22 protein-coding genes are annotated in these 24,035 nt (G+C 60.3%); 15 read left to right on the forward strand and 7 right to left on the reverse strand.

Annotation, left to right across the window (positions count from 1 at the left end; genetic code table 11):
- Nucleotides 1–355: 355 nt before the first annotated feature.
- On the forward strand, nucleotides 356–3,271 hold the full coding sequence (locus tag ETW23_RS24975) for a PA14 domain-containing protein (protein ID WP_167738049.1): 2,916 nt from the start codon (nucleotides 356–358) through the stop codon (nucleotides 3,269–3,271).
- Nucleotides 3,272–3,342: 71 nt separating this feature from the next.
- Here the strand turns inward: ETW23_RS24975 and ETW23_RS00110 are convergent, their stop codons facing one another.
- Both ETW23_RS00110 and ETW23_RS00115 read right to left on the reverse strand, forming a co-directional pair.
- Nucleotides 3,343–4,347, reverse strand: a complete 1,005-nt coding sequence (locus ETW23_RS00110; protein WP_027256656.1) for a GlxA family transcriptional regulator — start codon at nucleotides 4,345–4,347, stop codon at nucleotides 3,343–3,345.
- Nucleotides 4,348–4,452: 105 nt separating this feature from the next.
- The gene (locus ETW23_RS00115; protein ID WP_129372319.1) at nucleotides 4,453–5,799 is read right to left on the reverse strand and encodes an NAD(P)-binding domain-containing protein; all 1,347 of its coding nucleotides are present in this window, start codon (nucleotides 5,797–5,799) and stop codon (nucleotides 4,453–4,455) included.
- Between the two features lie 163 nt (nucleotides 5,800–5,962).
- Here ETW23_RS00115 and ETW23_RS00120 point away from each other — a divergent pair, with 163 nt between their 5' ends.
- A complete protein-coding gene (locus tag ETW23_RS00120) occupies nucleotides 5,963–7,264 on the forward strand; it encodes an ABC transporter substrate-binding protein (protein ID WP_129372318.1) in 1,302 nt (433 codons plus the stop codon).
- Between the two features lie 22 nt (nucleotides 7,265–7,286).
- Here the strand turns inward: ETW23_RS00120 and ETW23_RS00125 are convergent, their stop codons facing one another.
- Nucleotides 7,287–8,012 carry a FadR/GntR family transcriptional regulator gene (locus tag ETW23_RS00125; protein WP_129372317.1) on the reverse strand — a complete coding sequence of 242 codons (726 nt, stop codon included), beginning with the start codon at nucleotides 8,010–8,012 and terminating at the stop codon, nucleotides 7,287–7,289.
- A 479-nt stretch (nucleotides 8,013–8,491) separates the two neighbouring features.
- Between ETW23_RS00125 and ETW23_RS00130 the strand changes: the two genes are divergently transcribed.
- The 8 genes from ETW23_RS00130 to ETW23_RS00160 all read left to right on the forward strand — a co-directional run bounded on the left by ETW23_RS00130 (nucleotide 8,492) and on the right by ETW23_RS00160 (nucleotide 14,616).
- A complete protein-coding gene (locus ETW23_RS00130; RefSeq protein WP_134828721.1) occupies nucleotides 8,492–9,781 on the forward strand; it encodes an ABC transporter substrate-binding protein in 1,290 nt (429 codons plus the stop codon).
- A 74-nt stretch (nucleotides 9,782–9,855) separates the two neighbouring features.
- Nucleotides 9,856–10,725: a branched-chain amino acid ABC transporter permease gene (locus ETW23_RS00135; RefSeq protein ID WP_134828722.1), complete on the forward strand. Its 870-nt coding sequence runs from the start codon at nucleotides 9,856–9,858 to the stop codon at nucleotides 10,723–10,725.
- Nucleotides 10,718–10,924: a hypothetical protein gene (locus ETW23_RS25515; protein ID WP_254695095.1), complete on the forward strand. Its 207-nt coding sequence runs from the start codon at nucleotides 10,718–10,720 to the stop codon at nucleotides 10,922–10,924. Before ETW23_RS00135 ends, ETW23_RS25515 begins: the two co-directional genes overlap by 8 nt.
- Nucleotides 10,897–11,697, forward strand: a complete 801-nt coding sequence (locus ETW23_RS00140) for a branched-chain amino acid ABC transporter permease (protein WP_254695096.1) — start codon at nucleotides 10,897–10,899, stop codon at nucleotides 11,695–11,697. The genes ETW23_RS25515 and ETW23_RS00140 overlap by 28 nt, the downstream gene beginning before the upstream one ends.
- Nucleotides 11,694–12,461, forward strand: coding sequence for an ABC transporter ATP-binding protein (locus ETW23_RS00145; protein ID WP_129372313.1), 768 nt, complete (start codon nucleotides 11,694–11,696; stop codon nucleotides 12,459–12,461). The genes ETW23_RS00140 and ETW23_RS00145 overlap by 4 nt, the downstream gene beginning before the upstream one ends.
- Nucleotides 12,451–13,158, forward strand: coding sequence for an ABC transporter ATP-binding protein (locus ETW23_RS00150; RefSeq protein WP_129372312.1), 708 nt, complete (start codon nucleotides 12,451–12,453; stop codon nucleotides 13,156–13,158). Before ETW23_RS00145 ends, ETW23_RS00150 begins: the two co-directional genes overlap by 11 nt.
- Entirely contained in the window at nucleotides 13,109–13,717 is a 609-nt protein-coding gene (locus ETW23_RS00155; RefSeq protein WP_247676982.1) for a tetratricopeptide repeat-containing protein, read from the forward strand. Before ETW23_RS00150 ends, ETW23_RS00155 begins: the two co-directional genes overlap by 50 nt.
- 242 nt (nucleotides 13,718–13,959) lie before the next feature.
- On the forward strand, nucleotides 13,960–14,616 hold the full coding sequence (locus ETW23_RS00160) for an XRE family transcriptional regulator (protein WP_129372311.1): 657 nt from the start codon (nucleotides 13,960–13,962) through the stop codon (nucleotides 14,614–14,616).
- A 315-nt stretch (nucleotides 14,617–14,931) separates the two neighbouring features.
- Here the strand turns inward: ETW23_RS00160 and ETW23_RS00165 are convergent, their stop codons facing one another.
- The 4 genes from ETW23_RS00165 to ETW23_RS00180 form a co-directional block, all read right to left on the reverse strand.
- Entirely contained in the window at nucleotides 14,932–15,975 is a 1,044-nt protein-coding gene (locus tag ETW23_RS00165) for a DUF3445 domain-containing protein (RefSeq protein WP_134828723.1), read from the reverse strand.
- Nucleotides 15,976–15,985: 10 nt separating this feature from the next.
- Complete coding sequence (locus ETW23_RS00170; protein ID WP_134828724.1) at nucleotides 15,986–16,951, reverse strand: PDR/VanB family oxidoreductase; 966 nt, start codon at nucleotides 16,949–16,951, stop codon at nucleotides 15,986–15,988.
- Nucleotides 16,948–17,559 (reverse strand): dimethylamine monooxygenase subunit DmmA family protein, encoded by a 612-nt coding sequence (locus tag ETW23_RS00175; protein WP_129372308.1) that lies wholly within the window; start codon nucleotides 17,557–17,559, stop codon nucleotides 16,948–16,950. The genes ETW23_RS00170 and ETW23_RS00175 overlap by 4 nt, the downstream gene beginning before the upstream one ends.
- Before the next feature lie 72 nt (nucleotides 17,560–17,631).
- Entirely contained in the window at nucleotides 17,632–18,777 is a 1,146-nt protein-coding gene (locus ETW23_RS00180; protein WP_134828725.1) for an aminomethyltransferase family protein, read from the reverse strand.
- Nucleotides 18,778–19,332: 555 nt separating this feature from the next.
- Here ETW23_RS00180 and ETW23_RS00185 point away from each other — a divergent pair.
- From ETW23_RS00185 to ETW23_RS00205, 5 genes are all read left to right on the forward strand, one after another.
- Nucleotides 19,333–20,706: an ammonium transporter gene (locus tag ETW23_RS00185; RefSeq protein ID WP_129372306.1), complete on the forward strand. Its 1,374-nt coding sequence runs from the start codon at nucleotides 19,333–19,335 to the stop codon at nucleotides 20,704–20,706.
- Nucleotides 20,707–20,717: 11 nt separating this feature from the next.
- Nucleotides 20,718–20,933, forward strand: coding sequence for a hypothetical protein (locus tag ETW23_RS00190; protein WP_129372305.1), 216 nt, complete (start codon nucleotides 20,718–20,720; stop codon nucleotides 20,931–20,933).
- Between the two features lie 133 nt (nucleotides 20,934–21,066).
- Nucleotides 21,067–21,963 (forward strand): glutamine amidotransferase family protein, encoded by an 897-nt coding sequence (locus tag ETW23_RS00195; protein WP_134828726.1) that lies wholly within the window; start codon nucleotides 21,067–21,069, stop codon nucleotides 21,961–21,963.
- A 1-nt stretch (nucleotide 21,964) separates the two neighbouring features.
- On the forward strand, nucleotides 21,965–22,648 hold the full coding sequence (locus tag ETW23_RS00200; protein WP_129372303.1) for a protein GlxC: 684 nt from the start codon (nucleotides 21,965–21,967) through the stop codon (nucleotides 22,646–22,648).
- 11 nt (nucleotides 22,649–22,659) lie between these two features.
- Entirely contained in the window at nucleotides 22,660–23,997 is a 1,338-nt protein-coding gene (locus tag ETW23_RS00205) for an FMN-binding glutamate synthase family protein (RefSeq protein WP_129372302.1), read from the forward strand.
- Nucleotides 23,998–24,035 lie beyond the last annotated feature (38 nt).

Here is a 24,035-nt window from a genome sequence, read left to right on the forward strand (position 1 = left end):
CTACCCTGGAATGGACAAAGCCCAGGGCGATGACTGGGATGTGCTGCCGCAAAAAGCCGGCAGTCAGCCAGGCCGTGCTGCGCAAAAGCCAGCTGAAGCCGACGATTTAGAAGATCCTTCCTTAGCTTTGCCGGATCAAGGGCGGCCGCCCGCCGCGCCTTCTGCCATTCGTGGGGAAGATACGACGGCTGCGCCGGATTTGCAGCAAGCCGTATTGCCAGCATCAATTGCCGAACCGTCCGCCAATGCCGGCGCCTCTCAAAGCAGTGATGCCGGGCCACAGGCCTTGTTTTCTCCTGCGCCTCCTGCCGGAAGTCTAACCGGTAAGCCTGGCACTCCGCAGGACCCGGACCCGGTGGACCCGACGCCTACGGACCCGGACCCGGTGGACCCGACGCCTACGGGCCCGGACCCTGTGGACCCGACGCCTACGGGCCCGGACCCTGTGGACCCGACGCCTACCGACCCGGACCCTGTGGATCCGACGCCTACGGACCCGGACCCTGTGGACCCGACGCCTACCGACCCGGACCCTGTGGATCCGACGCCTACCGACCCGGACCCGGTGGACCCGACGCCTACCGACCCGGACCCGGTGGATCCGACACCTACGGACCCGGACCCGGTGGACCCGACACCTACGGACCCGGACCCGGTGGATCCGACGCCAACGGATCCGGACCCGGTGGATCCGACGCCTACGGACCCGGACCCGGTGGACCCGACGCCTACGGACCCGGACCCGGTGGACCCGACACCTACGGACCCGGACCCAGTGGACCCGACACCTACGGATCCGGACCCGGTGGATCCGACGCCTACGGACCCGGACCCGGTGGATCCGACACCAACGGACCCGGACCCAGTGGACCCGGCGCCTACGGATCCGGATCCCAGCGATCCTTCGGTCAACACGGCCCCTGGCGCGCCTGCGCTGGACAATACATCGGTTGCGGAAAACGCGGCGGGGGCGGTTATCGGCGCGGTCACGGCCAGCGATCCGGAGGGCGATGCGCTGAGCTATACGGTGGATGACGCGCGGTTTGAGGTCACGGGCGGGGTGCTGAAGCTGAAAGACGGCATCAGCCTGGACCATGAGGCAGAGCCTTCGGTCACGGTGACGGTCACGGCCACCGATCCCGGCGGGCTGAGCAGCAGCGGGACCTTCAGCCTGACGGTCGGGGATGTGAACGAGGCCCCTGGCGCGCCTGCGCTGGACAATGCATCGGTTGCGGAAAACGCGGCGGGGGCGGTGATCGGCGCGGTCTCGGCCAGCGACCCGGAGGGCGATGCGCTGAGCTATACGGTGGATGACGCGCGGTTTGAGGTCACGGGCGGGGTGCTGAAGCTGAAAGACGGCATCAGCCTGGACCATGAGGCAGAGCCTTCGGTCACGGTGACGGTCACGGCGACCGATCCCGGCGGGCTGAGCAGCAGCGGGACCTTCAGCCTGACGGTCGGGGATGTGAACGAGGCCCCTGGCGCGCCTGCGCTGGACAATGCATCGGTTGCGGAAAACGCGGCGGGGGCGGTGATCGGCGCGGTCTCGGCCAGCGACCCGGAGGGCGATGCGCTGAGCTATACGGTGGATGACGCGCGGTTTGAGGTCACGGGCGGGGTGCTGAAGCTGAAAGACGGCATCAGCCTGGACCATGAGGCAGAGCCTTCGGTCACGGTGACGGTCACGGCGACCGATCCCGGCGGGCTGAGCAGCAGCGGGACCTTCAGCCTGACGGTCGGGGATGTGAACGAGGCCCCTGGCGCGCCAGCGCTGGACAATGCATCGGTTGCGGAAAACGCGGCGGGGGCGGTGATCGGCGCGGTCTCGGCCAGCGACCCGGAGGGCGATGCGCTGAGCTATACGGTGGATGACGCGCGGTTTGAGGTCACGGGCGGGGTGCTGAAGCTGAAAGACGGCATCAGCCTGGACCATGAGGCGGAGCCTTCGGTCACGGTCACCGTCACGGCCACCGATCCCGGCGGGCTGAGCAGCAGCGGGACCTTCAGCCTGACGGTCGAGGATGTGAACGAGGCCCCGGGCGCGCCTGCGCTGGACAATGCATCGGTTGCGGAAAACGCGGCGGGGGCGGTGATCGGCGCGGTCTCGGCCAGCGATCCGGAGGGCGATGCGCTGAGCTATACGGTGGATGACGCGCGGTTTGAGGTCACGGGCGGGGTGCTGAAGCTGAAAGACGGCATCAGCCTGGACCATGAGGCGGAGCCTTCGGTCACGGTCACCGTCACGGCCACCGATCCCGGCGGGCTGAGCAGCAGCGGGACCTTCAGCCTGACAGTCGGGGATGTTGCTGTCCCGCCGGCTGCTGTGACAGTGAGCACCAGTTTCCATGTGGAACAGATCGCAGTTGCGGATGGGGTGTTAGGTATCCTGGGTGTCGATTTTGGCAGTGATCCGCTAGGGGATTTCTATACAGAGACCATTGATTTCCCGAGCACCCCGTTTTCGTTTTTCGATGTAGCATCAACCGATGTGTTTGCGACCCGGGTCACCGGTCGTATCCAAGTTGATGATCCGGGCAACTATGAGTTTCGGCTGACCAGCGGTGATACCGTTGTCATGTGGATCGATGGGGATCCTGTGGTTATCAATGCGGTTGAGGGACTTGCAACCGTGCAGATCGGAGCCTGCAACATGGGCGCAGGTGAGCATGAAATCGTCATTCATCACCTCGACCTGAATGGCGACGCAGAGATGACTCTGGAGTGGCGCGGGCCTGGAGAGACAGATTTCAGCCTGGTGACACCCAGCCCGGCCGGTACCATCGAAGATGATGATGACGCGGGGTTCATCGTGGACATCGACACCGGAACGTCCGCATTGCTTACGGTCAAATTGACCGATGTTCCGGACAATTGGGTGATCAGTTCGGATGGGAATGCGGGCATCCCTGCAGGAGGGGAGCTGGATGTCACGGGCTGGGATTTGTCCCAATTGACAATTGCGCCGGCATCCGGGGACTTGGGGCCCGCTACGATCAATGTCGAAACTACGCTGCAAGCACCGGATGGAGAGGTCGAGACGTCGTCCAGCAGTTTTGATGTAAATGTGGTTCCCGAAAATGGGATCGTGCTGGATCTTGATCTGGGATTAGGGGGACTTCCTTTGCCATTGGGGCTGGGTGTCCAACTGGCAGCCCAACCGGTTTTCCCCGGAGAGGTTCCTGCTGAACCCGCAGTGGACGAGCCCTTGGAAATGGCCGCTCAGCCGCTTGCGGCACAACTGGATCCAGGTGGTGTGCAGGTGTTGTTCTGAGAAAAGCCAATGCAATTGGCAGCGCAAGCCCGGCCAACCTATGTGTTGCCCCAAGAGACATTATGGGCGTGCTAGGCTGACGGAATCGGGCGGTTGTCCTGGACCCGGAACAGGTTCACCTTGCGGCGCTCTTCCTGCGGGGTGACGCCAAAACTGTCGCGGTAGTGCTGCGATAGGGTTGAGGAGGTGGCATAGCCAACTGCATTGGCGATCGAGGTAATGGAATCCCGGGAGTACATTACCAGCTGCCGTGCCGCGTTCATCCGCAGTGTGCGGTAATAGATTGCGGGGCTTTGCCCGGTAGCGGATTTGAAGCTGCGTTCCAGCTGCCGCGGGGAGACGCCGATTTCGCTGGCGGCGTCGCGGATCGACACCGGATGCTCCAGATTGTCGGCAAAAAGCTCCACCGCCTTGGCCACTGGCGGGGGCAGGCTGTCGGCGGTGCTGTCGGTCTTAAAGGCGGGGATCTTCTGACGCACGCCCTCGGCCCGGACCATCGGGTGCTGAAACCAGCAGGCAACTTCGGTCATCACCGCGTCGCCCATGGTCTGCTCAATCAGTTTGAGCGAGAGGTCGAACATTGCCGCAGCACCGCTGGCGGTAAAGCGGCGGCGGTCCAGAACAATTACATCGTCGACGGTGGCAAGCGATGGGAATTCGGCGCTGAAGGCGGCCTTGTAGCACCAGTGGACCGAGCAGCTGTGCCCGTCGAGCAGGCCGGAACGCGCGAGCGGGAATACCCCGCCTGACACCGCACCCATGGTGGTGCCGTGGCGGGCCAGGTGGCGGAGCTTGCCGTTGGAGCCTTTGGGGTCCTCAAACTTGCCTTGCGGACTGGACAGCAGAAACAGCGTGTCGATGTCCTCGGCCTGATCCAGAGCGCAATCAGGCTGAAAGGCCACATTGGCAGAGGCGTTCACGCTGGCGCCGGTTTCCGAGACCAGTTTCCAGTGAAAGGTTTCAGTGCCGGCAATTTCATTCGCCGCCCGCAAAGGCTCGATAGCCGAGGTCAGGCAGGCCATTGGAAAGCCCGGGAAAATCAGGAAGCCAAGTGTCATGGTGTTATCGCGCTGCATAAGGTGGATGTTAGCTTGCGAAGAGGGATTCGCACAGCGGCGAAAGGTGCCTGCGCCGCCCAGGAAGGAAAACGGCGCAGGCGGATCTGCCAAAGCAGGCAGATCCTAGTTCTGCAGGTAGGCCTCCAGTGAGTCGTCCAGGGCGTCTTTCCACGGGGTGTGGTGGACAGGCGCCATGGTGCCGGTGATGACCGATTTGTAGGAATTATTGCGGAAGGCCATGATGTCTTCGGCCTTGTGGCCCTTCCATTCATAGAACGCCTGGCATGCGCCGCCCACGTCGAAGGTCGGGTAGTCGGTTTCTTCGATCAGTTCCAGCACGTAGTCGCCCTGGTATTTGATCGCGTATTTAACGTCATCCGAGGCCTCTTCGCGCGCTTCACGCTCCTTCACGTCGGCCAGCAGGGTTGCCTTGTCCGCGGGGACTTCGATCTTGCCCATGATCGCATCGCGGACCCACCAGGCCTGGGCGTCGAACATGTTGAAAGTGAACCACTGATCCTGCATGCCTAGATAGAACATCTTGGGGTTATGGGCAAAAACCACACCCTTATAGAGGTCAGCCGAGGCAAGGCGGTTGGCGGTTTTCAAGCGCAGATCGTCTGGCAGGAAGCTGAAGAAATGCTTGTAGCCGGTGCAAAGGATGATCGCGTCAACTTCCTTTTGGGTGCCGTCCGCGAAGGTTGCGGTGTTGCCGTCGACCGACTCCAGCGCCGGAACCTCGTCCCAGTTGTCCGGCCATTTGAAGCCCATCGGAGCAGAGCGGTAGGAGGTTGTGATCGACTTGGCGCCGTATTTCCAGCACTGCGAGCCGATGTCTTCGGCCGAGTAAGAGGCGCCGAGGATCAGGATGTCCTTGCCCTTGAATTCCCGCGCATCGCGGAAGTCATGGGCGTGCAGCACGCGGCCGTTGAAGGTGTCAAAACCCGGATAGAACGGCACGTTCGGGGTCGAAAAATGGCCTGAGGCGCAGATAACGTGATCGAAGTCTTCCTTGTAAGTGCTGTCCTTGGCGTGGTCGTGCACGGTGACGGTGAAATTGCCCGCGTCCTCATTATATTCGACCCAGCGGATCGGCGAGTTGAAGCGGATCCACTTGCGCACGTCTGCTTTTTCCACCCGGCCTTTGATGTAGTCGAACAGCACGGCGCGCGGCGGGTAGGATGCGATTTGTTTGCCGAAATGCTCCTCAAAGGAATAGTCGGCAAATTCCAGGCCTTCCTTTGGCCCGTTGGACCACAGGTAGCGGTACATCGAGCAATGCACCGGTTCGCCGTTATCATCCAGGCCGGTGCGCCAGGTGTAGTTCCACAGTCCGCCCCAGTTGTCCTGCTTTTCAAAGCAGACGATCTCAGGGATTTCTTCGCCCTTGTTGGCGGCGGACTGGAATGCGCGCAGCTGGGCCAGGCCGGAGGGGCCGGCGCCGATGATGGCGATACGTTTCTTTGTCATGTGGCTCTCCCATTGGTACGGACCAATATTTTGGTTTGGTTCTTTTGGTCTGATCCAATTAGGTCCAAAATTGCACCACAGAGTCAACATATTTTCACGGAGGGAATAAGATTTTTCACTGATTGGACTGGCGGGGCAGAGAATTGTTGTTAGGATTCAAGCCATGAAGACGACCAGTTTTGTACACCAGCTGACGGCCCGCGCGGCGCTGCCGCGGCTGTCGGTGGGAATGACAGAATCAGTGAATATCGGCTTTCTTGGCCCGCTTTCGGGCCGGGTGGAGAGCTGGGGGCTGCCAGGACTGAACGGCTGCCGGATCTGGGAAGACGGGCTGAACAAGGCCGGCGGGGTGCTGATTGGCGGCCGCCGCTACCCGATCCGCATCCATTCCTACGATTGCGGATATGACCCGGAACGTTCGCTGGAGGGCGCGGTGGAACTGGTTCAGAAGCATAAGGTGAAGCTTATGCTGATGCTGGGCGGCGATACCTTTGCACCGGTGCGCGATTTTCTGATGCGCAACAAGGTGCTGACTTCGACGCTGCTGCCATCCGATTTGTCGCCCGATACGCCTTATCTGATCGCGCCCAGCGAAGCGCACCCGATCCAGAATGTAACCGGCGTGGCCTGGCTGGCGGAAAATAAACCGGGTTTGAAAACCGTAGCCTTATGCAGCCAGGCGGATCTGCTGGGGATGCCGTCACAGGCGGTTTACCGCGCAGCGTTCAAAGCTGCAGGCAAAACGATCCTGCGCGAGGTGCAGTATGATGCGGGTTCCAGCGATCCGGGGCCGGTGGTGGACCCGATGCTGGAGAGCGGCGCCGATATCCTGTGCTGGTGCTCGTCTTATGCGCCGATGGTGCATGCGATGACCGAATATGCCTATTCCAAAGGGTTCAAGGGGCAGATTATCAGCTGCACCATGGATGGCTATGATCAGCTGGTGGAACGGACGTCGCCCGGATTCATGGAGGGCGTGGTTTTCCAATTTCCGGATTTTGACGATCCGCTGCTGCGGGAAAAGGCGTTTTTCTTTAACCGCCCGCATGTGTTTTTTGAGGAATACAACCGCCGTTTCCCAGGCAGCTGGTCGGCGGTAAGCTGGGAGTATGTGGCGATCCTCGACATCTGGCACAGCGCGGTGGAGAAGGCGGGATCCGTTGAGCCTCCATCGGTGCTGGCGGCGATGAAACAGTTGGGGCATGTCACCCACGCGTTTGGCCATGCAGAATGGTGGGGCGAGGATATTTTCGGTATTTCCAATGCCTTGGTTGGCGATTGGCCTGTCGTGACCATCCAGGAAGGCAAGGCGCGGATTGCCGGGTTCAAATCGATCCCCGGCTGGCTGGCGCAGCATTCCGCTTTGCTGAAATCCGAAATGGCGGCGTTGGGGCAGCTGTGGCATCAGCGGCTGGAAAGCGGTGCGCCGGGCAGCGAGGTCAGCTCACGCGCAGTGAAGGGCTGAGCGGGCGGAAGACTGGCCGGGCCTAGACCTCCTGCAGCAGTAGATTCTGTTCGTCGATCAGGTGCAGCTTGATGAATTCCACCGCGGATTCCACATCGCGGGAGGCGATGGCATTGAACAGCGTGTTGTAGCGTTTCTGGTATTCCTGCATCCGCTGCGGCGTCAGATGGCGGCGTCGCAGCGCAGTGCGGTAGGACAGGCGGCAGGCCTCGATTGTCAGCTCGTAGCAGGAGTGCAGCAGCGGGTTGCCGGTACCCTCGGCAATTTTGCGGTAGAGATCTTCCTCGGCCTCGATGAATTCCCCCGGATCAGTGCGCACTGCTTCGACGCGCGAGAGGATCTGGTCCAGCTCCTCGATCTGCCGCGGGGTCATGTTGATCACAGCAAGGCGCACCAGTTCCGGTTCCAGGATGCCGCGCACCACCAAATGATCCAGCGGTGAAACTTCCTTGGCCAGTGACGAATAAGTGGTTTCGGGCTTGGGATCAGAGCGGAATTTGACAAAGCTGCCGGACCCGGGGCGGCGATGGATCACGTCCTGGCTGGCCAGAACGTCCAGTGCCTCGCGCACAGTATTGCGGGCAACGCCCAGTTCCGAGGCCAGGGTGCGTTCTGACGGCAGCCGGGTGTCCACCGGGTAGGTGCCCGCCTTGATCCGGGCGAATAGTGTGTCGATCACGACTTGCACTGTGGCGCCAACCGAATGGGTGGTCAGGATTTGCGAGGTGGTGTCTTCCGCTGAGCTCATGGTCTGTTTTTCCGGGCCGGATGGGCGGGGGAATCCCCTGCGCCTGATCGCTGTGACAGATGTGCAGTTACCCGTTTTGGCGGCCTCAATGCAACCTTCTGACACAGCTGGGATTGGTCTTAAGGTTAACGATTCTTGGGTTCAGCGGCAAGAAAGTCGAAAAAAATTGGTTCATAAATTGGTTGAGGGAGTGTTTGCATAACATGTGCCGCAAGGTCATGTTTTTGTGCCGTTTTCAGAGGCTGTTTTGCCGTATATCCGAGCGATTGGTCTTGTATTGGTGCCTTTTTGGTCCCTTGTGTGAAAGAAAATTTCTTTGCGGTGAACCAACTCGCTGCTAGCCTTGACCCGGGATGGGGCCAATTTGTCCCAACTGGTTCAGTCGTGTTGAGCTGAAATCAAGGGGCACCGAAGACGGCGACCGCATCCTGCTGAAAACACCGCCGTAAAAACAGGCGGGTCCAACATGGGAGACGAAAATGATTTCCAAGATCGTGAAATCGGGGCTGACCCGGAGGACGTTCCTTAAGTCGACGGCGGTCACCGCGATGAGTGCCGGGCTGCCGGCTGCGTCGCTGGCGGCAGGCAGCACCATCAAGATCGGTTTTCTGGCGCCGCTGACCGGTGCCGTGGCGGCCTGGGGCAAGCCGGGACTGGACGGCTGCCAGATCTGGGCTGAGCGGGTGAATGCCGCGGGCGGCATTAAACTGGGCGATGGCAGCTATGATGTCGAGTTCGTGTCTTATGACAACGAATACGACCCGGCCAAAGCGCGCACCGGGGCGACCAAGCTGATCCGGGAGGACGGCGTCAGCTTTATCATGATGCTGGGCGGCGACACCTGGCCCGGTGTGCAGCCGGTGGCGGATAAGACCGGCATGTTGTTTTCGACCTTGCTGCCATCGGATTTGTCACCCGATTCCAACACGCTGATTGCACCGGCTGAGGTGCACCCGATTTACAATGTGACCGGGGTGGAGTGGCTGGCCGAGAACAAGCCGGAGCTGAAGACCGCGGTGATGTGCGCGCAGGATGATGCGCTTGGCCTGCCCTCGGTTGCGACCTATTTGGCGGCGTTTGAGGCCGCCGGCATCGAGATGCTGGATGAACCGCTGCTGTTTGACCCGGCAACCACCGATTTTGCGCCGGTTGTCACCCGTCTGATCAGCAAGGCCCCGGATATTGTCTGCCTCGATACCTGCTACAGTGATTACGTGCATCCCATTGCCGAGCAGCTGTTCCAGCAAGGGTTCAAGGGGCAGATTATTTCCTGCACTGCGGATTTCTATGACCAGATGATCGCCAAGACCTCGGAAGAGTTCATGGAAGGTTTTGTCTTTCAGTTCCCGGATTTCGATGATCCGGCGCTGAATGGCGACAACATAAACTTTACCGATCCGAATGGGTTCTATGAGGAGTTCAACACCCGCCACCCGGGCCAATGGGGCGCGGTGAGCTGGGAGTATGCCTCGATCATGGATCTGTGGAAGGCAGCAGCGGAGAAGGCAGGATCGGCCAGTCCGGATGCCGTGGCGGCTGCGATGAAAGAGGGCAAGGGCAAGCATGCCTTTGGCGACGCGGAGTGGTGGGGCACCGAGCTGTTCGGCATCGACAACGCGCTGGTTGGCTACTGGCCTGTGGTGGCGATTGAGAGCGGCAAGGCCCGGATCAAGGAATTCCGTTCGATCCCGGACTGGTACGCAAAACACGGCGATCTGCTGATCAAGCATATGCAGGCCTATGACCAGATGTGGGATCAGCGCAGCTGATCTTTCAGGCAGGCAATCCCGCGGCCGGGGGCAGATCCCCGCGCCGCAGACCGACTGAATAAAGAGACAATCCAATGCTGGACCTTCTGGCGCAGACCGGCCTGAATGCCGTGTATGCTGCGAGCTATATTTCCCTTGTTGCTGTGGGGCTTGTGCTGATTTTTGGCGTCATGGGGGTGATCAACTTTGCCCATGGCGAACTGTTCATGGCGGGCGCTTATGCGATTGTGGCGCTTTATGCTGACCTGCACGTGCCGTTCTTTATCGCAGTTGCCATAGGCCTGTTGTTTGTGGGTTGTCTGGGCCTGTTGATGGAAAGGGCCCTGTTCAGGCCGTTGAAGGACAATCCCTTGGGCGGGCTGGTCGCCTCGATCGGGTTTCTGATGATCCTGCAGGCGCTGGCGGTGATGGGGTTCGGCGTGCGGATGGTGCATATTCCGCCGGTAACCCAAGAGGTCATTGTGTTCAGTGACAAGGTGCGGCTGCCGGTGGCGCGGCTCTATGTGATCATCGCCGCAATCGTGTTGCTGTCGGCGCTTTGGTACTTTCTGAAGCGGACCAAGTTCGGCTGGGCGCTGCGCGCATCAGCCCAGGACCCTGAAGCGGCGGCGCTGCAAGGGATTTCGATCACCATGACCGCGCGGATTGCCATGTTCATCGGTGCCGGTCTGGCCGGGATTGCCGGGGCGCTGACCGCACCGCTGGTTTCGGTCAACCCGCATATGGGCCATTCGGTGATTGTTACCGCCTTTATCGTCATCATCGTCGGCGGGGTCGGTTCGCTGGAAGGCGCCATTGTTGCCTCGGTCGCCTATGCGCTGGTGCATACGTTTGTGACCACTTTCTACGACGGCGTTCTAGCAGACATTGTTGGCCTGTCCTTAATGCTGGTTGTGCTGATCGTGAAGCCCACCGGCTTGTTTGGGAGTGCGGACCGTGCCTAAGCTTCTGATATGGATCGCGGCGCTGGCCGCGCTGATCGCCCTGCCGCATGGCCTTAGCTTTTCGCAACAGGAAATCCTGGTGTTCCTGACCATCAACGTTCTGCTGGTGGCCAGCTACCGGCTGCTGACGCTGACCGGTGAATGGTCGCTGGGGCATGTGGTGATCATGGGGTGGGGGCCTATTCCTCAGCCCTGCTGACTAAGAAGCTGGGTGTTTATGTGCCGGTTTCGATGCTGCTGGGCGGGGGTATTGCCGCGTTGATTGCAGTGCTTCTGTCCTTTCCGCTGTTCCGGATGAAGGGGTTTTATTTCCTGATCGGATCGTTTGCAGCCGGTGAAATCATCCGCCTGCTGTGGAAGCGGTTCCGGGATCCGTTTGGCGGCGCCAAGGGGATCAAGGGGATCGACCCGATGCCGGATTTCTCGGTCGGGTTCTATCAGTTCGATTTCTTTGAACCGACGTCCTACTACTATTTCGCGGGCGTCATTGTGGCGGTCTGCCTGTGGATCCTGTGGCGGATTGAGAAGTCGCCGGTTGGTCTGACCTTCCATGCGGTGCATTGGCAGGACAAGCTGGCGCAGGCCTCGGGCGTGAATGTGCGGGCCTACCGGACGCTGGCCTTTGCCATTGCCTCGGGCTTTGCCGGGATTTCCGGCGCTCTGCTGGCGCATTACATTGGCACCATCAACCCCAACGCCTTTGATATCGATCTGATGGTCTATGTGCTGACCTGGGCGATTGTTGGCGGCACGGCGACATTCTACGGCCCGATCCTGGGCTGCGTTGTGCTGACGGTGATCAACGAGGTTGTGCTGCGTGAGCTGGGCCTCGAGCAGATGCGGCCGCTGATCTACGGCGCCATCATGATCCTGTCGATCCTGTTCCTGCCTAATGGGCTGGAAAGCCTCGTGCAGAAATTCACCCAGAGACGTGCCGCTGGCGGCGCGCCGGAACGGAGGCCGGCAGAATGACTGATTTTCTTGAGGTCAAAGACCTGACCATGCGGTTTGGCGGCCTGACAGCGGTGGACAGCCTGTCGTTCAAGGTGGCGCATGGCTCGATCCATGGTCTGATCGGCCCCAATGGGGCGGGCAAGACCACGACGTTCAACATGATCTCGGGGTTCTACAAACCGACCGAGGGCCAGGTGCTGCTGCGCGGTGAGGATATCTCCGGCCTGCAAATGCACGAGGTTGCGCGGCGCGGGGTGGTGCGGACCTTCCAGCACTCGACGCTGTTTGCTGAGCTGACGGTGCTGGAGAATGCGCTGGTCGGCACCCATATGCCGTTCCGCCCCAATATCTTTGCCGCGATCATCGGCTGGGACAAGGAGGACCGCAGCGGCGCTGAGGCGCGCGCCAGGGAAGCGCTGGAGTTCTTCGGCCTGGATCATGTGATGCACGAGCGCGCCGGCGATCTGAGCCACGGTCACCAGCGGGCGCTGGGCATGGCGGTGGCCTATGCCAGCCATCCGGATGTGATCCTGCTGGACGAGCCGTTCACCGGCATGAACCCGGAAGAAACCCGGCAGATGATGGATCTGATGGAACGGCTGAAGGCGGACGGGATCACCATCCTGATCGTTGAACATGACATGCAGGCGATCATGGGGCTGTGCGACACCATCACCTGCATGAGCTTTGGCAAGTTTCTGGCCGAGGGCGGACCGCAGGAAATCCGCAACCATCCGGCGGTGATAGAGGCCTATCTGGGGGGCGCGCGCCATGTTGCTTGAGATGAAGAACATTGCCGTCAACTACGGCAAGATCAACGCAATCCGGAACATCTCGGTAGCGGTGCCGGAGGGTAAGATCGTCACCATCATCGGCGGCAACGGGGCGGGCAAGACCACCACGCTGCGGGCGATGTCGGGGATGATACCGATCACCGAGGGCGAGATCACCTTTGAGGGCAAGCGGATCGACCATCTGCCCGCGCATAAAGTGGTCGCAAACGGCATTGCCCATGTGCCGGAAGGGCGGCGGATTTTCCCTGATATGACGGTGGAGGAAAACCTGCGCACCGGTGCGTTTTTGCGCAATGACAAAGGGGCGATTGAGGGTGATCTGGAGGATGTCTTCAAGCGCTTCCCGCGCCTGCGCGAGCGGCGCACCCAGATGGCCAAGACCATGTCTGGCGGTGAGCAGCAGATGCTGGCGATTGGCCGCGCGCTGATGTCCAAGCCGCGGCTTTTGCTGATGGACGAGCCGTCTATGGGATTGGCGCCGGTAATTGTCGAGGAGATCGCCCGGATCGTCGAGGAGATCAACGCCAACGGATTATCTGTGGTTTTGGTTGAGCAAAACGCCGAACTTGCGCTGGAACTGGCTGACTACGCCTATGTTCTGGAAACGGGAAATGCAGCAATGGAGGGACCAGCAGATGAGCTTCACGGCAATGAACACGTCCGCGCCGCGTATCTGGGGCTTTAAGCCTGACGCGGAAATGCGGATCGCGTGCGAAGCGGGATGGTCCCGTGCCGATCTGATCTGGGAACGGCTGATGGAACGGGCGCTGGCTGAGGCTGGACGTGACAGCCCGTGTAAGGCTATGAGGCTGTTTCGTCTGGCGGATATTGTGGCGCGGGTTGCCTTTGCGGCAATTGATCTGCGCCGGGCAGCGCCAGCCGCAAATCTGGCGGTGCTGCAGTTCCGGGCGGGTGCATCGGAAAAGGCTGAACGGCTGCAAGCCCGTGCATTGGCGATCTGGGCCGGGGCGGATGGGCAGGTGGACGCCATGCAGATCGCACCGCGCAGCCGGTCATCATTGTTTCATTTAAGAATGGAGGCGCTGCACCGGGACACTTTTCATGCCAATCTGAAAACCCGGGTGGGCCGGATCGCAGCAGAGACCGGTGAAACCCTGCGCAGCCTGACCTCCGGCTGGCCGGTCGGCCACCGCCACGCCAGCCGCTGGCGCGGCGAAAAACCAGTGGTGTTTGACGGCACGCGCAAGGTTCTTGGCGCCTGTTTGCTGCTGCTGGATGACTGAAGATGGGGAAACCCGGAAAGCCGGCGGTTGAAAGCCCGGGCCGGATGGTCCGGGTTTCCTTGTCAGCGTTATTGTTCAGCTGGGTTGAACAGCAACAATTTTCTTTCCTGTGGCGGTGAGGGCTTGGGAAAAAGTGGTAATGCCAGTAAAATAATTTTCGCGTGGTTTCTTGCGTCCGGAAAAGTTTTTGCGTATCGCCCGCTGCGCGCTTGTCAGAGGCCGTCCATAAGGAAGATAACACAGTGGCTAAACCCAAAGACGATAGCGACGCAGTGGCAAATAACCTTTCTCAAGATCCGCACCGGGTCCGCGACGGCGCGGAAAAAGTTCTGGAAGTGGCGATTGGCCGCGAGGTCCGGTCGTTCCGGCGCCAGCAGGGGATCACTGTGGCCGATCTGGCCACGCTGACCGGGCTGTCGATCGGAATGCTGTCAAAGATCGAGAACGGCAATACATCCCCGTCGCTGACCACGCTGCAATTGCTGGCCAACGCGCTGAGCGTTCCGATTACTTCTTTCTTCCGCCGTTTTGAGGAAACCCGCGAAGCGGTGCATACCAGGTCGGGCGAAGGCGTCGAGACCGAGCGTGCCGGAACGCGGGCAGGCCATCAGTATCAGTTGCTGGGGCATCTGGGCGCCAATGCTTCGGGTGTTTTGGTGGAGCCTTACATGATCTCCCTGACCGAAGAGTCGGATGTCTTCCCGACCTTCCAGCATGATGGCGTTGAATTGCTTTACATGCTGGAAGGTGAGGTGGATTACCGGCATGGCGACAAGGTTTTTCCGTTGAAGCCTGGAGACACGCTGTTTTTCGATGCCGACGCGCCGCATGGGCCGGAACAGCTGATCAAGCTGCCCGCACGCTATCTGTCGATCATTTCGTATCCGCAGTCGAGCTGAACCGCAGCCGGAGCGCTCCCGCCTGTTGCGGAACATCTGAAGATGTCCCTGCACAGTTGGGCGTGGCGCCGCGCGGTGCGCGGCGCGGTTGCGTCATGGGGCTGATGTTGCCGAAACTGCCCGCAGCGCGCGAAGCGCGCTGCCCGGCCCAACGCTGCACAGGGGGCAGGCGGAGCCTGCTGTCTGGTGCGGGGGCGGGAGTGCAACGCCGCTTATCTCCGGGCAAAAAGAAACTGCCGGGCCAGAGGCGGCGGCAGTCAGTGAGGCGGGCCTGAATGACAGGGGGTAGGGACGGCCCGCCGGGTTGTTTCAGAATCAGTCGTCTGCCCAGATACCGTCCGAGGTCGGGCTGCCGTCATCAAACTGCGACAGATACTCCACCATCAGCGGGCGGTTGTCGATGAAGCCTTTGTAGGTGGCCAGCTCCTCCGGCAGGTCGCGGATGACGCGGTGCAGGCGGCGTGCCCATTTCGGCACCGTGACCAGATCCTCAAACCGGATCAGGTAGCAGCGGATCGGGAACACCAGCGCGTTGGAGCGGGGCAGGCGGAAGAAAGTCTGCAGCTCAACCCGCAGGTGCTGCTTTTCGCCGATGTTTTCCATCGTCAGCCCCTGCTTCATGGTGCCCCATTTGTGATAATTCTCAGGCGAGGTGTCGAGCAGCGGATTGACGGTCATCGTCCAATTCAGGCGCCGGGCCGGCTGGCCCTGCTGGATGTTCAGCAAGAACTTCAACGCGCGCACGAAGATGCCCATTTCATTCGCCTTGGGCACCGGCGCATGCCACTCAAAAAAGTTCATGCCGATGTCGAAATCCAGGCTCCAGTCGGCCTGGGTGGTGACCATGCCGGCATCCATCCACAAGTTGTCGTCGCGCTGGTCCAGCACTGCAAAATCGCCCTGGGTCTGGCGGGTGATGTATTCCATCGGCCCGTAGGGCAGGGTGCTTTCATCCAGGAACGTGAACGTGTCATCAATCCCCAGCGGCTTGTTGATCCAGCGCCAGCGGTTGCCGTCCTTGTGCAGTTCGAACAGGTCGGGGTATTCGGCCGCCTTGGCCTCCATGATCAGCTCAACCAGATCCCAGCCCGCCAGGGTCATATGCGGGAGCGACTGGCAGCGCAGCGGATCATCCGCCAGCACCCGGGCGCGGTCCTTCATTTCGGAGACATAATGCTCATCCACGTCGAAGGTGCGTTCAAACACCGAGCCGGGACGGTAGGACTTATGCGGCTCCATGTTCACGGAATACATGTAGCTGTCTTCGTGGAACGGGAAGGGGAAGCGTTTGATGGCCCAATCCGAGTTCTTGAAGGTGAAGTCGCCGTAGAAGGTTTCGTCGTTGAATTGAATGGTCATTTTCTTTTCCTCAGCGATCCAGAACCAGGGTCTTGCCCTCGAAACGTGAGACGCAGGGCATGATGTGTTTGCCGCCCGCCTTTTGTTCGTCGTCGAGCCAGTGGTCGTAGTGCAGGAACTTGCCGTCGTAGCCGACGACATTGGTTTCGCACTGTCCGCAGGCGCCGCCGCGGCAGAGGTAAGGGGCGTCGACGCCCGCGGCCTCAATCGCTTCCAGCAGCGATTGGTGCTCGCCGACCTGGATCACCTTGCCTGAGACTGCCAGCTTGACCTCAAAAGGCTTGCCGGAGGCGGGGGCCAGGAACTCCTCGGAATGCACCGCCTCGCGCGGCCAGCCCATTTCCGATGCGGTGCCATGCACCCAATTGATCATGCCCTTGGGGCCGCAGACATAGACATGTGTGCCCAGCGGCTGGGTGGCGAGCAGGGTCGTAAGGTTGATCGCTTCGCCCTGGTCGTCGTGATAGATGTGCACTTTGCCCGGATACTTTGCCGTCAAGTCCTCGGCATAGGTGCCAAGCGAGGCATTGCGCACGGAATAGTGCAGCTCAAACTGTCCGCCCATCATTGCCAGCTGATGCATCTGGGCCATGAAGGGTGTGATGCCGATACCGCCGGCCAGCATCAGATGCTTCTTGGCGCGCAGATCAAGAGAGAACAGGTTCACCGGGTTGGAGATCACCATTTCCATGCCCTCTTTCACCTGAGAGTGCATGAATTTGGAACCGCCGCGGCCCTGATCGTCGCGCCGCACCGAGATGGTGTAGGCGCCGCGGTCGGCCGGGTTGGACATCAGGGAATAGGCGTTGAGCCGGGTGATATCGCCGTCCTGCATTTCCACCACGGTATGCGCCCCGCCTGAGAAAGTAGGCAGATCGCCGCCGCCGGTGCGGACGAATTTGAAACGGGTGACAAGATCATTGACCGGTTTGACCTCGGCCACGGTGACATTCAGTTTTGCGGTGCCAGCACTCATTTGAACAGCTCCACTTTTTCGGGGATGTTGCCCGGATCCTCTGCATCCACCCGCACGCCCTGAAAGGCAGCCAGGCGGCGCGAATAGTGATCGCGCACGAACAGGCTGAGGCCGCAGTGGCTGCATTCAAACGGGTCGGTGGTGACGTCCTCGGTGATGCCTTTGCAATGGACGCACTGCATGCGCCGTGCGGTGGAGCCGCGGTGTTCGGTCTGGATCGCGGTATGCGGTATGCCGGCTGCGGTGGCCTCGGCCATGGCCTGGCCCATCAGGCTTTCGGTGCCGGTCAGGTAAACTTGGGTGCCCATGTGGCAGTCCTGCAGCGCGCGGCGGATGCGGCTTTGGGCGGCCTCATAGGAGGGGCCGGCGTAATACTGACCAGCGCCAATCGCTTCCAGTTGGCTGGTGAATTTGGTGCCGGTATCCTTGGGGATGTAGATGATGTGGGCCTTCGCCCAGAAACCCGGGTCGACGAATTTGGCCAATTCAAGGATTGCCTCGGCACCTGCCGCGTCGGCAATCATCAGGTGGCCGCTGCCCGGGCGGGCTTCAAGCTCGCCATAGACAGGGCGGCTGTTGATGGAGGGGGGGAATTCGGTTTTAGACATGTGGGTCGCTTTTCCTGCAGTCCGGGTGAACGAAAGCGGGCGCCCCCAAAGGGGGGACGCCCAGGATCCGGATCAGCCCTTTGCGGTGCGGATCGATTTGTCCTTGTCATAGAAGGGCATTTCTTCGGCGGTGGCTGCAATCTCGGTGCCATCGCCATTGCGGACTGTCAGCTCGGTGCCCGGCTTGGCGCAGGCCACCGGCATCCGCGCGATGCCCACGTTGTGCTTGTTTACGTCGGAGTACATGCCGTAGGTGACCACGCCGACTTTCTCGCCGTTCTGCAGCAAATCCGCGCCCTCATCCGCCGGGGTGGTGCCTGCCAGCACGACGCCGTAGATCTTGAACCGCTCCTTGCCTTCAGCGGCATAGTGGTTCTCGGCGCCGATGAAGCCGGTCTTGCCGGGGGATACGGTGAACTCCAGTCCCAGCTCCCACAGGGTGTCGCCGCAGGTTTCATCGTTGAACGGATAAGTCTCAGAGTTGTCGCCCGGGTAAAACAGCAGGTAGCTTTCGGTGCGCAAGAGGTCGAGCGTCGAGAACTGGACCGGGACGATGCCCAGGCCTTTGCCCTCTTCCAGGATACTGTCCCACAGGTGAACCGCGTCTTTGGACTGGCAGAAAATCTCATACCCGCGTTCACCGGTATAGCCGGTGCGGGAGATCATCACCGGGCAGCCGAACAGCTTGGTCTGGATGATGCCGAAGTAGGCCAGATCGCGGATGCCCGGCACATATTCGGCCAGAAAATCAACAGCGACCGGCCCCTGCAGCGACATGTCGTGCAGATTGTCATCGAAGATCACCGAACAGTTCTTGCCTGCGGCAACCGCGTTCAGCTGCTCCATGCCGGTTCCGGTGCCATGCACAACCATCCAGCTGTTCACCGACAGGCGGTAGATGATGCAATCGTCGACGAATTTGCCCTGATCGTTCAGGATCGATGCATAGGTTGAGCGGCCGGGCATGATCTTTTCGACGTTGCGGGTGGTGACCCGGTCGATGACCTGGGCTGCGTGTTCACCCACGACGTGGACTTTTTTCAAGCCTGATACGTCCATAAGGCCGGCCTTGGTGCGGACCGCCTCATAGTCGGCTTTGGCGCGTTCAGGGCTGTGGTCATAGAACCAGGCGGTTCCCATGCCGTTCCAATCTTCCAGCTCACCGCCGATTTCCTTGTGCCGCTGAGCCAGTGCTGAAGTCCGCCAGATAATGGCCATCGTCTATGTCTCCCTGATAGTGGTGGACCAAATTTCTCGATTTGGTTCCATTGGTCCGGTCCAGTTAGCCAAAAGAGGGGGCGCTGTGTCAACGATTATTCCTAGCAGGAAAAAGATTTTGCTTAAAAGGCCGATTCCGAACGGGTTTGCGGCAAGGATTGGCCCGAAATGGTCTTTTTGGCAGGCTGCTTGTGGCGGAGACGGCTGCAGAGTGCCCTGTTTCAGGGGAGAATCGCCCCCATCCGGTGCCGGAGATTCGCTTGATTTTGTCGCAAATCCACGATTGCGCCACTCATCTGCCTAATGCCCAGGGCCTGGGAGGCTGCCGTAAGGGGGATGAAGGCAGAACGCCTTAAACCCTTGAGAGGGTAGGCTTTAAGCGGCTGACAGGAGCGCAGCAAAGGCGTTTGCATGGCAGTTTGAGCTTTTCTGAGGGTGAACAAACTTTCACATGATTATTGACAGCCTGACCTCCTGAGACACAATAATAAATGAAAATAATATTCCCGAGAGGCAAAAAATGCCCGGGTGAACTGCCAACAGGAGGGCAAAACATTGGATGGAAATCTGAACGCGTTAACAACGGTGTTCACCGAGTTCTACTACTGGGTGACCGTTGTCTTCATGTTCCTCATACATGTGGGGTTCTGCATGTATGAGGTCGGCGCCAGCCGCCACCGCAACCATATGCACACGCTGATGAAGAACATCATGATCATTCCCCTGGTCACGGTGACATTCTTCTTCTTCGGCTGGTGGATTTACTGGGCATTCCCGAACTTCCCGTTCTTCGGAGGCCTGAACCACGAGGCCGGCGCGGCAAACTTGCCGTGGTCGCAGAATATGGCCACCAACCTGTCCGACCGGATCACCGGTGTGTTCTGGGCAGCGTTCCTGCTGTTTTCCTGGACTGCTGCGTCGATTGTGTCGGGCGCTGTGATCGAACGGATCCGGTCATCCGCATTGTGGGTGCACGCGGTGATGATCGGCTCGGTGTTCTGGATCATTGATGCGGCCTGGGGCTGGCATGCCGAAGGCTGGATGGTGAAATACCTCGGCTATCACGATGCCTATGCATCTGGTGTGATCCACGCGATTGCCGGCGGTTACGCGCTGGGTGTGATCATGGTTCTTGGCCCTCGCCTGGGCAAGTTTGCCGCTGACGGCACGCCGCGCGATATCCCGCCGCATAATCCCTGGATGCTGACCATTGGTATCTTCCTGATCTATTCCGGGTTCTGGGGCTTTTATGCGGCCTGCAACATTCCGGTAATCTCACCTGAAGGCATTGGTGGCTTGCTGACTGGCGACACTTGGACCGCAACCAATATCTATCTGGCACCGACTTCGTTGTCTGCGATCACCTTCAACTTCCTGATGTCGCTGTCAGGCGGTCTGATGGCGGCCTATGTGGTGTCCAAGGGCGATGCATTCTGGACCTTTTCCGGCGGTCTGGCCGGGATCATTACCGCCTCTGCGGGTAATGATTTGTATCACCCGATCCAGGCGATGCTGGTTGGCGCCGTTGGGGTCGTGATCGTCTACAATCTGCACTATTGGGTCGAACGCAGATTTAAGCTGGATGACGCTGTTGGTGCGGTTGCCGTACACGGGTACTCGGGCATTGTCGGACTGATCCTTGCAGGGTTCTTGCTGTGGGGTGCGCCGAGCTCGCCGTATGAGGGGTATGCAACCGTGAACCCGGTTGGTCAGACCATTGGCGCGGTGATCATGTTTGGTGTTCTGGGTTGGCTGCCGGGTTTCCTGATCGCCAAGATGCAGGCCGCCGCAGGTGTGCTGCGCATCCCGGTTGAGGTCGAACTGCAAGGTCTCGATTACGCCGAACATCATGCCTACGAAGAAGCCAAGGCCGAAATCATCGCCGCTGACAAAGCAGCGCTGAACGGTGGCAGTGTTCCAGCTGAATAAGGAGAATTGAAATGTCTACGATCGGTTACGACAGTTGGGCAGTGGACCTGGCCGAGGTAGGGGCGGTCTACCCCTTCCAGGGATCAGAAGGATTGATGGTGGTCCTGGGGGTCGTCTTCTGGATTGCCTGGCACCGGATACAGTTTGTGCGTGAGGGCGCCCATTTGGAGAAGGCCAAGCAAATGGGAGATAAGGACAAAATAAACTCCTTGCTTGAAAAATATTAACTCTGCCCCTTCAGGGACGCGCCAGATTGGCGCGTCCCACCATACCTTCCTAGGAAAAAAAGTTTCACAAGAGTTGAATGGCAGATCGCAAACTGCTAGCGTTGATTCGAGATGAAAAGCAGGAGGCTTACCCATGTGCGGGATTGTCGGTCTTTTTCTAAAAGACAAATCACTTGAGCCGAAATTGGGCGATATGCTCACAGATATGCTCATCACCATGACGGACCGCGGTCCGGACAGTGCGGGCATCGCAATCTATGGATCAGAGACGGACGGGCACACCAAGCTTACCGTTCAGTCTGATGTGCCGGACGAGGCCTTTGACGGGCTGGAAGGTGCGTTGGCAGAAGCGCTGAGCACCGATGTGTCGATCCGGGTGATCGATACCCACGCGGTGCTGGATGTGCCCGCGGGCAAAGCAGAGGAAGCCCGCAGCGCGCTGGCTGAACTGCGCCCCGGCTTGCGTGTCATGAGCGCAGGCGACACCATCGAGATCTACAAGGAAGTGGGCCTGCCGGAAAAAGTCGCCGAGCGTTTCGACGTGCGCGGCATGGGCGGCACCCATGGCATCGGCCACACCCGTATGGCCACGGAATCTGCCGTGACCACCGAGGGCGCACACCCGTTCTCCACCGGTTCGGATCAGTGCCTGGTGCATAACGGCTCGCTTTCCAACCACAACTCGCTGCGCCGCAAGCTGCGCCGGGACGGTGTGCGGATCGAAAGCCAGAACGACACCGAAGTGGGCGCGGCCTATCTGACCTGGAAGATGCAGAACGGTGCCACTCTGGGGGAAGCGCTGGAAGGTACTCTGGAGGATCTGGACGGTTTCTTTAACTTTGTTGTGGGCACCAAGGACGGTTTTGGCGTGGTCCGCGACCCGATCGCCTGCAAGCCGGCCGTGATGGCAGAGACCGACCAGTATGTGGCCTTCGGCAGCGAATACCGCGCACTGGTGAACCTGCCGGGCATCGAAGACGCCCGCGTCTGGGAGCCCGAACCCGCAACCGTTTACTTCTGGAACCATTAAGATGCAGACATATGATCTTGAAGCAAATGGCCTGCGCGGTCTGAACTCGACCTTGCAGGAACAGAATGGCGGCACCAACAAAACCGCCTGGGAAATTGTGAACGCCAAGGGCAGCCATGCAATTGCCGTGGGTCTGAATTCGCCGATTGAAGTCACTGTCAAAGGGTCCACCGGCTACTATTGCGCCGGCATGAACCAGCAGGCGACTGTCAGGGTCGAAGGCTCGGTTGGTCCCGGTGTCGCTGAAAACATGATGTCCGGCACCGTGATCGTCGAAGGCGACGCCAGCCAGTATGCCGGTGCCACCGGCCATGGCGGGTTGCTGGTGATCAAGGGCAACGCCTCCTCGCGCTGCGGGATATCGATGAAGGGCATCGACATCGTTGTGCATGGCAACATCGGCCACATGTGCGCCTTCATGGCGCAGGCGGGCAACCTGGTGGTGCTGGGCGATGCCGGCGACGCGCTGGGCGACAGCTGCTATGAAGCGCGGTTCTTTGTGCGCGGCTCGGTCAAGAGCCTGGGCGCGGATTGCATCGAGAAGGAAATGCGCCCCGAGCATATCGCGATCCTAAAGGATCTGCTGGCGCGCGCCGGCGCTGATGCCAAGCCGGAGGAGTTCAAGCGCTACGGGTCGGCCCGTCAGCTTTACAACTTCGATGTCGACAACGCGCAAGCGTACTAAGGATTAAGGCTATGTCAGATCAGGATACTAAAATCCCCCGCACCGAGCCGATCCAGTCGGCGACCTTCACCAACCCGATCAACGCAGAAATCCGCCGCGCTGCGGCGACCGGGATCTATGACATCCGCGGTGGCGGCGCCAAGCGCAAGGTGCCGCATTTCGATGACCTGTTGTTCCTCGGCGCCTCGGTATCGCGCTATCCGTTGGAGGGCTACCGCGAGAAATGCGAAACCAAGGTGACGCTTGGCACCCGTTTTGCCAAAAAGCCGATTGAGCTGGATATCCCGATCACCATCGCCGGCATGAGCTTTGGCGCGCTGTCCGGCCCCGCCAAGGAGGCCTTGGGCCGCGGTGCATCCGCTGCAGGCACCTCGACCACCACTGGCGACGGCGGCATGACCCCGGAAGAGCGTGGTCATTCCAGCAAGCTGGTTTATCAGTATCTGCCGTCCCGCTACGGCATGAACCCGGATGATCTGCGCAAGGCTGATGCGATTGAGATTGTGGTCGGCCAGGGCGCCAAACCCGGCGGCGGCGGTATGCTGCTGGGTCAGAAAATCTCGGACCGGGTCGCGCATATGCGTACCTTGCCGAAAGGTATCGACCAGCGTTCTGCCTGCCGCCACCCGGATTGGACCGGCCCGGACGATCTGGAAATCAAGATCCTGGAACTGCGTGAAATCACCGACTGGCAGGTGCCGATCTATATCAAGGTTGGCGGCACCCGGCCCTATTACGACACCGCGCTGGCGGTTAAGGCCGGCGCAGACGTGGTGGTTTTGGACGGTATGCAAGGCGGCACCGCCGCCACTCAGGACGTCTTTATCGAACATGTCGGCCTGCCGACGCTGGCCTGTATCCGCCCTGCCGTGCAGGCGCTGCAGGATCTGGGCGTGCACCGCGAAGTGCAGCTGGTTGTCTCCGGCGGCATCCGCACCGGCGCAGATGTGGCCAAGGCGATGGCGCTGGGCGCAGATGCGGTGGCCGTCGGCACTGCAGCGCTGATCGCGCTGGGCGACAATGATCCGAAATGGGAAAGCGAGTACCAGAAGCTGGGCACCACCACCGGCGCCTATGACGACTGGCACGAAGGTATGGACCCTGCTGGTATCACCACTCAGGATCCCGAACTGATGAAGCGCGTCGATCCCGTTGAAGCCGGCCGCCGTCTGCGCAACTATCTTAAGGTAATGACGCTGGAAGCGCAGACCATTGCGCGCGCTTGCGGCCACAACCATTTGCACAACCTCGAGCCCGAGGATCTGTGCGCCCTGACAATGGAGGCTGCCGCCATGGCGCGTGTGCCGCTGGCCGGTACCGACTGGTACCCTGGCAAAGCAGGGTTCTGATGATTGGCAGGCGCGGCCGGGCAATGGCCGCGCCTTTT

This window comes from Leisingera sp. NJS201 (genome assembly GCF_004535885.1).
GTDB lineage: Bacteria > Pseudomonadota > Alphaproteobacteria > Rhodobacterales > Rhodobacteraceae > Leisingera.

What these genes read in the sequence shown, in the direction of transcription:
- ETW23_RS00115 (WP_129372319.1), bottom strand. Translation starts at nt 5,799, where the DNA reads ATGACAAAGAAACGTATCGCCATCATCGGCGCCGGCCCCTCCGGCCTG.
- ETW23_RS00165 (WP_134828723.1), bottom strand. Translation starts at nt 15,975, where the DNA reads ATGACCATTCAATTCAACGACGAAACCTTCTACGGCGACTTCACCTTC.
- ETW23_RS00120 (WP_129372318.1), top strand. Translation starts at nt 5,963, where the DNA reads ATGAAGACGACCAGTTTTGTACACCAGCTGACGGCCCGCGCGGCGCTG.
- ETW23_RS00150 (WP_129372312.1), top strand. Translation starts at nt 12,451, where the DNA reads ATGTTGCTTGAGATGAAGAACATTGCCGTCAACTACGGCAAGATCAAC.
- ETW23_RS00170 (WP_134828724.1), bottom strand. Translation starts at nt 16,951, where the DNA reads ATGAGTGCTGGCACCGCAAAACTGAATGTCACCGTGGCCGAGGTCAAA.
- ETW23_RS00200 (WP_129372303.1), top strand. Translation starts at nt 21,965, where the DNA reads ATGCAGACATATGATCTTGAAGCAAATGGCCTGCGCGGTCTGAACTCG.
- ETW23_RS00205 (WP_129372302.1), top strand. Translation starts at nt 22,660, where the DNA reads ATGTCAGATCAGGATACTAAAATCCCCCGCACCGAGCCGATCCAGTCG.
- ETW23_RS00155 (WP_247676982.1), top strand. Translation starts at nt 13,109, where the DNA reads ATGAGCTTCACGGCAATGAACACGTCCGCGCCGCGTATCTGGGGCTTT.
- ETW23_RS00135 (WP_134828722.1), top strand. Translation starts at nt 9,856, where the DNA reads ATGCTGGACCTTCTGGCGCAGACCGGCCTGAATGCCGTGTATGCTGCG.
- ETW23_RS00130 (WP_134828721.1), top strand. Translation starts at nt 8,492, where the DNA reads ATGATTTCCAAGATCGTGAAATCGGGGCTGACCCGGAGGACGTTCCTT.
- ETW23_RS00195 (WP_134828726.1), top strand. Translation starts at nt 21,067, where the DNA reads ATGTGCGGGATTGTCGGTCTTTTTCTAAAAGACAAATCACTTGAGCCG.
- ETW23_RS00125 (WP_129372317.1), bottom strand. Translation starts at nt 8,012, where the DNA reads ATGAGCTCAGCGGAAGACACCACCTCGCAAATCCTGACCACCCATTCG.
- ETW23_RS00190 (WP_129372305.1), top strand. Translation starts at nt 20,718, where the DNA reads ATGTCTACGATCGGTTACGACAGTTGGGCAGTGGACCTGGCCGAGGTA.
- ETW23_RS00145 (WP_129372313.1), top strand. Translation starts at nt 11,694, where the DNA reads ATGACTGATTTTCTTGAGGTCAAAGACCTGACCATGCGGTTTGGCGGC.
- ETW23_RS00110 (WP_027256656.1), bottom strand. Translation starts at nt 4,347, where the DNA reads ATGCAGCGCGATAACACCATGACACTTGGCTTCCTGATTTTCCCGGGC.
- ETW23_RS00175 (WP_129372308.1), bottom strand. Translation starts at nt 17,559, where the DNA reads ATGTCTAAAACCGAATTCCCCCCCTCCATCAACAGCCGCCCTGTCTAT.
- ETW23_RS00180 (WP_134828725.1), bottom strand. Translation starts at nt 18,777, where the DNA reads ATGGCCATTATCTGGCGGACTTCAGCACTGGCTCAGCGGCACAAGGAA.